The organism is Microbacterium algihabitans (genome assembly GCF_032464975.1).
Taxonomy (GTDB): domain Bacteria; phylum Actinomycetota; class Actinomycetes; order Actinomycetales; family Microbacteriaceae; genus Microbacterium; species Microbacterium algihabitans.
Genome location: NZ_JAWDIU010000007.1, coordinates 185,264 through 196,148, shown reverse-complemented (window position 1 = coordinate 196,148; position 10,885 = coordinate 185,264). Strand labels below are relative to the sequence as shown.

General features: G+C 70.1%; 9 protein-coding genes and 1 pseudogene. 9 read left to right on the top strand and 1 reads right to left on the bottom strand.

The genetic code is table 11. The features are described from left to right. Positions 1-948: pseudogene (locus RWH43_RS16810) on the bottom strand (hypothetical protein); the annotation flags it as partial. A 584-nt stretch (positions 949-1,532) separates the two neighbouring features. Between RWH43_RS16810 and argC the strand changes: the two are divergent. Genes argC through RWH43_RS16765 form a run of 9 tightly spaced genes read left to right on the top strand, consistent with a single transcriptional unit; the run spans position 1,533 to position 10,847 of the window. Next, positions 1,533-2,582 carry an N-acetyl-gamma-glutamyl-phosphate reductase gene (argC, locus tag RWH43_RS16805; protein ID WP_316002017.1) on the top strand — a complete coding sequence of 350 codons (1,050 nt, stop codon included), beginning with the start codon at positions 1,533-1,535 and terminating at the stop codon, positions 2,580-2,582. Continuing rightward, on the top strand, positions 2,579-3,736 hold the full coding sequence (argJ, locus tag RWH43_RS16800; protein WP_144828205.1) for a bifunctional glutamate N-acetyltransferase/amino-acid acetyltransferase ArgJ: 1,158 nt from the start codon (positions 2,579-2,581) through the stop codon (positions 3,734-3,736). The genes argC and argJ overlap by 4 nt, the downstream gene beginning before the upstream one ends. Continuing rightward, positions 3,733-4,635 carry an acetylglutamate kinase gene (gene argB, locus RWH43_RS16795; RefSeq protein ID WP_144828202.1) on the top strand — a complete coding sequence of 301 codons (903 nt, stop codon included), beginning with the start codon at positions 3,733-3,735 and terminating at the stop codon, positions 4,633-4,635. The genes argJ and argB overlap by 4 nt, the downstream gene beginning before the upstream one ends. Continuing rightward, positions 4,632-5,876 carry an acetylornithine transaminase gene (locus RWH43_RS16790; RefSeq protein ID WP_316002016.1) on the top strand — a complete coding sequence of 415 codons (1,245 nt, stop codon included), beginning with the start codon at positions 4,632-4,634 and terminating at the stop codon, positions 5,874-5,876. Before argB ends, RWH43_RS16790 begins: the two co-directional genes overlap by 4 nt. Beyond that, positions 5,873-6,796 (top strand): ornithine carbamoyltransferase, encoded by a 924-nt coding sequence (argF, locus tag RWH43_RS16785; RefSeq protein ID WP_316002015.1) that lies wholly within the window; start codon positions 5,873-5,875, stop codon positions 6,794-6,796. Before RWH43_RS16790 ends, argF begins: the two co-directional genes overlap by 4 nt. After that, positions 6,775-7,947 (top strand): heparan-alpha-glucosaminide N-acetyltransferase domain-containing protein, encoded by a 1,173-nt coding sequence (locus RWH43_RS16780; protein WP_316002014.1) that lies wholly within the window; start codon positions 6,775-6,777, stop codon positions 7,945-7,947. Before argF ends, RWH43_RS16780 begins: the two co-directional genes overlap by 22 nt. A 9-nt stretch (positions 7,948-7,956) precedes the next feature. Continuing rightward, positions 7,957-9,387, top strand: a complete 1,431-nt coding sequence (argH, locus tag RWH43_RS16775) for an argininosuccinate lyase (RefSeq protein WP_144828188.1) — start codon at positions 7,957-7,959, stop codon at positions 9,385-9,387. Between the two features lie 51 nt (positions 9,388-9,438). Beyond that, a complete protein-coding gene (locus RWH43_RS16770; RefSeq protein WP_316002013.1) occupies positions 9,439-10,086 on the top strand; it encodes a SatD family protein in 648 nt (215 codons plus the stop codon). Then, on the top strand, positions 10,083-10,847 hold the full coding sequence (locus RWH43_RS16765) for a hypothetical protein (protein ID WP_316002012.1): 765 nt from the start codon (positions 10,083-10,085) through the stop codon (positions 10,845-10,847). The genes RWH43_RS16770 and RWH43_RS16765 overlap by 4 nt, the downstream gene beginning before the upstream one ends. Positions 10,848-10,885 lie beyond the last annotated feature (38 nt).

The window sequence follows — 10,885 nt, the reverse complement described above, 5'->3', positions numbered from 1 at the left end:
TGCGTCCTTCGAGTCGGTCATGTCCTTCGAGTCCGTGGCATCCCACGAGTCCTTCGAGTCGGTCATGTCCTTGGAGTCCGTGGCATCCCAGGAGTCCTTCGAGTCGGTCATGTCCTTGGAGTCGGTCGCGTCGTGTGCGTCCTTCGAGTCGGTCATGTCCTTCGAGTCCGTGGCATCCCACGAGTCCTTCGAGTCGGTCATGTCCTTGGAGTCCGTGGCATCCCAGGAGTCCTTCGAGTCGGTCATGTCCTTGGAGTCGGTCGCGTCGTGTGCGTCCTTCGAGTCGGTCATGTCCTTCGAGTCCGTGGCATCCCACGAGTCCTTCGAGTCGGTCATGTCCTTGGAGTCCGTGGCATCCCAGGAGTCCTTCGAGTCGGTCATGTCCTTGGAGTCGGTCGCGTCGTGTGCGTCCTTCGAGTCGGTCATGTCCTTCGAGTCCGTGGCATCCCACGAGTCCTTCGAGTCGGTCATGTCCTTGGAGTCCGTGGCATCCCAGGAGTCCTTCGAGTCGGTCATGTCCTTGGAGTCCGTGGCATCCCAGGAGTCCTTCGAGTCCCACGAGTCCGCAGCGTCCTTGGTGTCGGTCGTTCCGTCGGTGTGTCCGTCGGTCGTGCCGTCCGTGTGCCCGTCGGTCAACCCGTCGGTGCTGCCGTCGGTCCATCCGTCCGTCGATCCGTCGGTGTGCCCGTCGGTGGTGCCGTCCGTGTGCCCGTCGGTCGACCCGTCCGTCGTCCCGTCCGTGTGTCCGTCCGTCGCCCCGTCAGTGCGTCCGTCCGTGGACCCGTCGGTGTGCCCGTCGGTCGTCGGCTCGGTTGTGGTCGTGGTCGTCGTCGATTCGGCGGTGACCGCGTCACCCACGGCGGACGCGCTCAACGGCGCCCCGAACGCCGCCAAGGCGCTGAACGTGATGACCGCCGTCGTCTGAATGATCGTTCGACGAACCCGCATCGTGCGCGGGACGTGACCGTCATGAAAGTTCGTGCGAAGCACAAGATTCCCCTGGTGTCCTAGGCCCCCCTAAGCACCACGAGAATGAAAATAGGGAATCGAATGAAGGAGCTGTAAGTAGTTGACTTCACCCGTTCGAGGCGGCAAACTCACCCGCTGCACTGTTCGTCGATCGACGTAGGATCGCACGCGTGCACCTCCGGGTGCGCAGAGATCTGCCCTCATCGCCGGTAAGGGGGGCAGTTGGAAGTGCCCGGCGATGAGGGCAGGTCTCACATAATACGGTTCGCGTGTCCCCCAAACGGGGGACACGACACCATTGCGAGGCAGATTCACGGCTGCTATCACGCGGGCTATCTAGAAGTCTCGATTTGCCCCGCGCTCGCCGCGGCGGATACCCTCGCCACATGTCGTCGATCACCGCACGCACCGAGGAGCTCTCCGTGAGCACCGGTGGCGAGCGTCGACGTCGGGTCGCGCGCCGATTCTCGGCGACCTCGTAACCCGCCATCGGTCGGGCATACGGGCGTCGCCGCCCCGGTTCTTGCTGATTCCAGCACCCGTCCGACTCGTAAGGTGGATACATGACCCTCTCGGTCGCCGTTTCCGGCGCTTCCGGCTATGCAGGTGGCGAAATCCTCCGCCTCCTCGCCGACCATCCCGACGTCGAGGTCCGCACCGTCACCGCTCACGCGAACGCCGGTCAGCCCCTCCTCGCCCACCAACCGCACCTGCGCTCGCTCGCCGGACTCGACCTGCAGCCCACGACACCCGAGGTGTTGGCCGGTCATGACATCGTCTTCCTCGCGCTGCCGCACGGTCAGTCCGCGCAGTACACCGACGCTCTGGCCGATACGCCTCTCGTGATCGATGCGGGAGCCGATCACCGTCTCGTCTCCTCCGTCGATTGGGCGGCGTTCTACGGCGGGGACCACCCCGAGCCGTGGGCGTACGGAGTGCCCGAACTGCCGATCGCCGGTGGCAAGCAGCGCGAGAATCTCCGCGCCGCGAAGCGCATCGCAGCTCCCGGCTGCAACGCCTCGACGGTGTCGCTGTCGCTCGCCCCCGGCATCGCCGCCGGAGTCATCGACGGACGCGACATCGTTTCGGTGCTCGCGGTCGGTCCCAGCGGCGCCGGAAAATCCGCCAAGACCAACCTCCTCGCGAGCGAGATCCTGGGTTCGGCCAACCCATATGCCGTTGGCGGTACACACCGGCACATTCCCGAGATCCGCCAGGCGCTGATCGCTGCGGGGGCCTCGGCCGACGGCATCCGGATCTCCTTCACTCCGGTGCTGGTTCCGATGGCGCGCGGGATTCTGGCGACGTCGTCGGCCCCCCTCGTGGAGGGAATGACGGATGCCGAGATCCGCGGCGCGTGGGAGAAGGCGTACGCCGACGAGCCCTTCGTCGAGCTGCTACCCGAGGGCGTCTTCCCGCGGACGGCCGACGTGCTCGGCGCGAACGTCGCCTCGATGGGTCTCGCGATCGACCGCGCGGCGAACCGGGTCACCGTCGTCGCTGCCGTCGACAATCTCGTCAAGGGCACCGCCGGCGCCGCTCTGCAGTCCATGAACATCGCGCTGGGCCTCGCCGAGACCACCGCCCTTCCCCTGAACGGAGTCGCCCCGTGAGCGTGACCGCCCCCGCTGGATTCGAGGCGGCCGGCGTCGCCGTCGGCCTGAAGTCGACCGGTGCCCGCGACGTCGCCCTGGTCGTCAACCGCGGACCGCTCAAGGTCGGCGCCGCCGTGTTCACCTCGAACCGCGCGAAGGCCAACCCGATCCTGTGGTCGGAGCAGGTGGTGAAAGACGGCGTGATCGAGGCGGTCGTGCTCAACTCGGGCGGAGCCAACTGCTTCACGGGCTCGTTCGGCTTCCAGACCACCCACCAGACGGCCGAACGCGCCGCCGAGCTCCTCGGTGTCGGCGCCGGAGACGTCGTCGTGTGTTCGACGGGTCTCATCGGCACCGGTGACGAGGTCTTCCGCGCGAAGGTGCTCGACGGGGTGCAGCAGGGCGTCGCCGCGCTGTCGTCCGATGGCGGCGAAGACGCGTCCCTGGCCATCATGACGACCGACTCGCGTCCGAAGCGGGCGGTGCACGTCGGCGACGGCTGGTCGATCGGCGGCATGGCGAAGGGCGCCGGCATGCTGGCTCCGGGTCTGGCGACGATGCTCGTGGTGCTCACCACCGACGTGGTGCTCGATGCGGCTGGAGCGGATGCCGCTCTGCGTCGCGCCACGCGCGTGAGCTTCGACCGGCTCGACTCCGACGGCTGCATGTCGACCAACGACCAGGTGACCCTGATGGCCAGCGGCGCCAGCGGCATCCGCGTGGATGCCGAGGAGTTCGGCGACGCGCTCGCCGCGGTGTGCGACGACCTCGCCGCGCAGCTGCAGGGCGACGCCGAGGGCGCCAGTCACGACATCACGATCCGGGTCGCCAACGCCGCGACCGAAGACGATGCCGTCGAGGTGGGTCGCTCGGTCGCACGCAACAACCTCTTTAAGGCCGCGATCTTCGGCAACGACGCCAACTGGGGGCGCGTGCTCGCCGCCATCGGCACGACGCAGGCCGCCTTCGACCCCTACGACGTCGATGTCTGGATGAACGGCGTGCGCGTGTGTACGGCCGGTGGTCCGGACCGTCCGCGCGAGGACGTCGACCTCACCCCGCGGGCCACCGACCTCGTCATCGACCTCAAGGTCGGCGACGCCACCGCAACGATCCGCACCAACGACCTCACGCACGAGTACGTCCACGAGAACAGCGCCTACTCCTCATGACTCACGTCGATCTGCAAGACACCGATCCCGCCGAAGCCAGCGAGCGGGCGGTCACGCTCGTCGAGTCGCTGCCGTGGGTGCGCAAGTACCGCGACCAGGTCGTGGTGGTGAAGTACGGCGGCAACGCGATGGTCAGCGACGAGCTGCAGGACGCCTTCGCCGCCGACATCGCCTACTTGCGGTACGTGGGCGTGAAGCCCGTGGTCGTGCACGGCGGCGGACCCCAGATCTCGTCGATGCTGAACCGCCTCGACATCCCGAGTGAGTTCCGCGGGGGCTACCGGGTGACCTCGACCGAGGCGATCGGCGTCGTGCGCATGGTGCTCACCGGGCAGATCAACCCGCAGCTCGTGGCCAAGGTCAACGCGCACGGTCCGCTGGCGACCGGGCTCAGCGGCGAAGACGCGGGCCTGTTCGGCGGTCGGCGTCGCGGTGTCGTCGTCGACGGCGTCGAGCACGACCTGGGCCGCGTCGGCGACGTCGTCACGGTCGACCCGCAGCCGGTGCTCGATCACCTGGCCGCGGGGCGCGTGCCGATCGTGTCGAGCATCGCGCCCGACCTCGACAACCCCGGGACGTCGTTGAACGTCAACGCGGATGCCGCGGCGGCGGCCCTCGCGACGGCGCTCAACGCCAAGAAGCTCGTCGTCCTGACCGACGTACCGGGCCTGTACGCCGACTGGCCGAACCGCGACTCGCTCGTGTCGCACCTGACCTCGAGCGAGCTGCGCACGATGCTGCCGACGCTGGAGTCGGGCATGATCCCGAAGATGCAGGCGTGCCTCGACGCCGTCGACGGGGGAGTGCCGACCGCGGCCATCATCGACGGTCGCGTGCCGCACTCGGTGCTCGTCGAACTCTTCACCAACAAAGGAATCGGAACGGAGGTGGTCGCGTGAACGCGGACACGACTCAGGAACCCGCGGCGACCCGCGCCCCCTGGCAGGAAGATGCCGGACGCGACCTCGTCCGTAGCTTCGGCGACCGCATGGCTCTGTTCGTCCGCGGTGAGGGCGCCTACATCTGGGACGGCGACGGCACGAAGTACCTCGACTTCCTCGCCGGGATCGCGGTCAACGCGCTCGGGCACGCCCACCCGGTGTTCGTCGAGGCGATCACCGCGCAGGCGTCGACCCTCTCGCACGTGTCGAACTACTTCGCCACGCCCCCGCAGCTGGCGATGGCGGCGCGCCTGAAGCGTCTCGCCGGAACGGGCGAGTCGGGCCGTGTCTACTTCGGCAACTCGGGCGCCGAGGCCAACGAGGCCGCGCTCAAGCTCGCGCGCCTGCACGGTCGCGGCACCGACCGCACCCGCATCCTGACCCTCAAGGGCGGCTTCCACGGTCGCACGATGGGGGCCCTGGCCCTCACCGGCAAGCCGGCGCTGCAGGCCGACTTCCTGCCGATGGTCCCGGGCGTCGAGCACATCGACGCCACGATCGAGGCCCTCGAAGCCGCGATGGACGAGCGCGTCGCCGCCTTCCTCGTAGAGCCCATCCAGGGCGAGGCGGGCGTCGTCGAGCTGCCCGAGGGGTACCTCCAGGCGGCCCGCGAGCTCACGGCCCGCCACGGGGCGCTGCTGATCATCGACGAGATCCAGACCGGCGCGGGTCGCACCGGCGCGTGGTTCGGTTTCCAGCACGCCGGGATCGTTCCGGATGCCATCACGGTGGCCAAGGGCATCGGCGGCGGCTTCCCCATCGGTGCGCTCATCACCTTCGGCGCGGCGAGCGACCTCTTCTTCCCCGGCACCCACGGCTCGACCTTCGGCGGAAACGCCCTGGGCACGGCCGTCGGCGGCGCGGTGCTGCAGGAGATCGAGTCGGCCGGCCTCGTCGAGAACGCCGCGCGGCGCGAGACGCAGCTGCGCGAGGGGATCGCCGCCCTCGGCTCGCCCCTCGTGGCGGGCGTACGCGGGCGCGGGCTGCTGCTCGGCATCGCACTGTCGAGCCCCGTCGCCAAGGCCGTCGTGGCCGCGGCGCAGCAGCACGGCCTGATCGTCAACGCCGCCAACGACGACACCATCCGCATCGCGCCGCCGCTGACGATCGGAGATGCCGAGGTGGCCGAGTTCCTCGAGCTGTTCGGCGCCTCTCTCGCCACCGTGTCCGACGCACTGATCATTGGAGCACCCGCGTGACCCGTCACCTTCTTCGCGACGACGACCTGAGCCCGGCCGAACAGGCCGAGATCCTCGACCTCGCGATCGAGCTCAAGAAGGACCGCTGGGCGCAGAAGCCGCTCGAGGGTCCCCAGACGGTCGCCGTGATCTTCGACAAGTCGTCGACGCGCACGCGCGTCTCGTTCGCTGTCGGCATCGCAGACCTCGGCGGCTCGCCGCTGATCATCTCGACCGCCAACAGCCAGCTCGGCGGCAAGGAGACCCCCTCCGACACCGCGCGCGTGCTCGAGCGCCAGGTCGCTGCGATCGTGTGGCGCACCTACGCCCAGGCGGGTCTCGAAGAGATGGCGCGCGGGACGCGCGTGCCCGTCATCAACGCCCTGAGCGACGACTTCCACCCGTGCCAGCTGCTGGCCGACCTGCTCACGATCCGCGAGCACAAGGGCGAACTGAAGGGTCTGACCCTGTCGTTCTTCGGCGACGGCCGCAGCAACATGGCGCACTCGTACGTGCTCGCCGGGGTCACCGCGGGCATGCACGTGCGCGTCGCCGCTCCCGACGACTACGCCCCGCGCGCCGACGTGATCGCCGACGCCGAGCGGATCGCCGCCGAGACCGGCGGATCGATCACCCTCGTCAGCGACCCCCAGGCAGCGGCATCCGGAGCCGACGTCGTCGTCACCGACACCTGGGTGTCGATGGGCAAAGAAGAGGAGAAGATCGCGCGCATCCGCGACCTGGGCGGGTTCAAGGTCACGACCGAGCTCATGACTCGCGCCGACGACGACGCGATCTTCATCCACTGCCTTCCCGCCGACCGCGGGTACGAGGTCGACGCCGAAGTGATCGACGGTCCGCAGAGCGTGGTGTGGGACGAGGCCGAGAACCGTCTCCACGCCCAGAAGGCGTTGCTGGTGTGGCTTCTGCGCCAGGGCTGACCGCGCACCTCCGCCGCTCCTGGACCCGCTTCGACGGGCCGGGGCGGCTGGTCGGCGTGGACCTGGCGCGCGCGCTTGCCGTGCTGGGCATGCTGGCCGCGCACCTGCTCGACACCGACCGGGTGCTCACCTCCGACCCCTCGACGTGGATCACCCTCGTCAACGGACGCTCGTCGATCCTGTTCGCGGTGCTCGCGGGCGTGTCGGTCTCGCTCGTGACCGGCGGTCGGCGCCCGCCGGCTCCCGAGCGACGCCCGCGCGCCGCCGCCCGCTTGGCGCTGCGCGGAGCGGTGCTGTGGGTCATCGGCATGATGCTGGTGTTCACCGGCGTGCCGGTCTACGTCATCCTCCCCGCGTACGCGTTGCTGTTCGTGCTGGCGCTGCCCTTCCTCGGGCTGCGCGCGCGATCGCTGTTCCTCGTCGCGGCGGGCATCGCCCTGGTCATGCCGTGGATCCAGCCGGTGCTGGATGCGGCGCCGATCTGGTCGGGGCCGGCGGGAGACGACCTGTCGGCTGCCGTGGGCTGGCACTATCCGTTCCCGGTGTGGATCGCGTTCGTGCTCGCGGGGATGGGTGTGGGCCGGCTCGACCTGCGTCGGCTGTCGGAGCAGGCCTCGCTCGTGCTCGCGGGCGGCTCGCTCATCATCGTCGGCTATGGCGGGGCGCTGCTGACCGCGCCGGTCGTGACCGACCGCTACGCGCGGACCGTGCTGACGGCGGGAGATCACTCGTCGGGGCTGTGGGAGGTCATCGGCTCAGGCGGGTTCGCCCTCGCCACGATCGGGATCTGCCTGCTGCTGTGCCGTACCCCGCTGCGGTGGGTAGCCGTGCCGCTGCGCGCCGTGGGCTCGATGCCGCTGACCGCCTACGTCGTGCAGCTGCTGGTGTGGGCATTGGTGTCGCTCGAGCTGTTCGGCGACACGTCCGAGATCGTCGGGGTGCGCGAGTCGGGTCTGTTCTTCCCCCTGACGATCGGTCTCATCATCGGGTGCACCGCGTGGGCGCTGCTGGTGGGCCGCGGGCCGCTCGAGATGTTCATCGACGCCCTCGTGCGCGTCGTGGTGGGGGCGGATGCCACGACCCCGGGCCGACCGTCGTCTGCGGCGTCCGAGGGGGCCGACGTCTCCGGCGGTGTCGGTGGCCCTCGGTAGGCTGGGGGGATGAGCAGCGAGACCGGTCAGTCGACGAACGAGGGTGCCCTGTGGGGCGCCCGTTTCTCGGGCGGGCCGTCTCCCGAGCTGGCGGCGCTGAGCCGCTCCACCCACTTCGACTGGGACCTCGCGCTCTACGACATCCAGGGTTCGCACGCCCACGCCGCCGCCCTCGAAGCCGCCGGTTACCTCACGGCCGATGAGGCCGCGGCGATGCACGACGGTCTCGACTCCCTCGCCGCTCGCGTGATGGACGGCTCGCTGGTGGCCGCCCCCGGCGACGAAGACGTGCACGGCGCCCTCGAGCGCGTGCTCATCGAGACCGTGGGTGCGGCGGTGGGCGGCAAGCTCCGTGCCGGTCGCAGCCGCAACGACCAGATCGCCACCCTCGTGCGGTTGTACCTGCTCGATCACTCGCGCACCCTCACCCGCGAACTGCTGCGTCTGATCGACGCCCTGGTCGCTCAGGCCGAAGCGCACGAGAGCGCCATCATGCCGGGGCGCACGCACCTGCAGCACGCGCAGCCCGTGCTGCTCGCGCACCACCTGCAGGCCTACGGCTGGGCCTTCGTGCGCGGCATCGAGCGCCTGCGCGACTGGTCGGTGCGCGCGTCGGTGTCGCCGTACGGCGGCGGGGCGCTCGCCGGAGCGACGCTCGGGCTCGACCCGCAGCTCGTGGCCGACCGCCTGGGTCTCGCCCGTCCGGCCGAGAACTCGCTCGACGGCACCGCCTCGCGCGACGTCGTGGCCGAGTTCGCGTTCATCACCGCGATGATCGGCGTCGACCTGTCGCGCCTGGCCGAAGACGTCATCCTCTGGAACACGCGCGAGTTCGGCTTCGTCACCCTCGACGACTCGTACTCGACCGGGTCGAGCATCATGCCGCAGAAGAAGAACCCCGACATCGCCGAGCTCGCGCGCGGCAAGGCCGGCCGCCTGATCGGCAACCTGTCGGGTCTGCTGGCGACGCTGAAGGGCCTGCCCCTCGCGTACAACCGCGATCTGCAAGAGGACAAAGAGCCGGTGTTCGATTCGGTCCGCACGCTCGAGCTCGTGCTGCCGGCGTTCTCGGGCATGATCGCGACCCTCGTCTTCCACACCGACCGCATGGCCGAGCTCGCGCCCCAGGGCTTCTCGCTCGCGACCGACGTGGCCGAGTGGCTCGTGCGCCAGGGCGTGGCCTTCCGCGACGCGCACGAGATCTCGGGCGCACTCGTGCGGGCGTGCGAGCAGCACGGCATCGGCCTCGAAGACGCCGACGACGCCCTGCTCGCCTCGGTGTCGCCGCAGCTCACGCCGCAGGTGCGCGAGGTTCTCACCATCGAGGGCTCCGTCTCGAGCCGGACCGGGGTCGGCGGCACCGCCCCCGCGCGCGTGGGCGAGCAGCGCGAAGAGCTCGTGTCGCGGGCCCAGGCGGCCGCGCGACCGATCATCGACTGAATATCAGTCTTTTGCTTATCGTTTGCGAAGAATAAGTGAGAGACTTATCTTATGACCGTCACCGTCATCGCCGACATCGTCGCCTCGCGCCGCCTGCGCGACCGCGCGGGGGCGCAGCGCACGATCGCCGAGACGGTCGACAGAGTCCAGCACGATCTGCCCGTGGCGTCGAGCCCCCTGACGGCAGTCGTCGGCGACGAGCTGCAGGGGGAGTACCCGACCCTGTCCGACGCGCTCGCCTCGCTGCTGCTCGTGCGCCTCGCCCTCCCCGATGAGATCGACTGCCGCTTCGGCATCGGCGTCGGAGAGGTGCGTCCCATCGCCCTCGCAGAGCGCGTGGTTCCCGAAGGTCCTGCCTGGTGGGCGGCGCGCGAGGCGATCGAATACGTCGAACGCCTGCAGCAACGCGCCGCGCCGCACGCGCGCACGTGGATCGTGGGGGCCGAAGGGGAGGATGCGACCATGTCCGAGACCATCGCGCTGGCCGCGGCCTACGCCCTGAGCCGCGACCAGCAGGTCTCGACCATGAGCGAGCGCACCCGCCGGCTCACCTACGGCCGGTGCCTCGGCAGATCGCAGCGCGAGCTCGCCTCCGCCGAAGACGTCAGCCAGTCGGCCGTGTCGCAGGCGCTCGCCGCCGCCGGGTCGACCGCGCTGGTCGAGGGCTTCCTCACGCTGACCGCGCGGAGGTCGGCGTGATCGCCGCGGGCCTGCTGCTGGTCGCGGTCGGCGCGGTCGATCTGCTGCGGCAGATGGTCCGCTCGCGAAGATGGATCGCCTTCGCTGCGGCGGCCGTGGCGCTCGTCCTTGTCTCGGCCGCGCTCGACGCGGTCATCGCCGGTCTGCTCGCGGTGGCGGTCGCCGCGATCTGGACCTGGGTCGTGCCCGAAGACGGACCGGCGCGCGCGGGACTCTGGCCCGTCGCGTTGCTCGCGCTCGCCGCCGCGGCGTGCGTCGTGATCGCCCCCGGGCGCGCGCGACCGGGCCTGCTCGGAGCGGCGTGGGCGACGTACAGCCCCGGCAACGCCGTGTCGATCGACGTCGTCGTGCTGGTGATCGGGTGCCTGGTGTTCCTGCTCGAATCGGGCAACGCCGTGGTGCGGATCGCCCTGCGCTCCGAGATGGGCGGCCGGGTCGAGCTGAACCCGCGCGCCGTGGCATCCGGAACCGCCCCCGTCGGCGTCGACGCGGCGGCCCCCGTCGCCCCCGCGCCGGGGCTCAAGGGCGGTCGCCTGATCGGCCCCCTCGAGCGCATCCTCGTGTTCGTGCTCACCCTCACCGGCGCCTACACGCTGCTGGCCGCGGTGCTCGCGGCGAAGGGCATCGTGCGCTTCCCCGAGATCTCGCGCGATCGAGACGACGGCGACCGTGCCGAGTACTTCCTCATCGGGAGCCTCGTCAGCTGGGTCACGGCGCTGGCTGCGGCGTTCCTCGTGTGGTGGGGCGTGCGCGCCGGCTGACGAGCCCCGCACGGGGCCCGGCGGGCGCCGAGTACGGT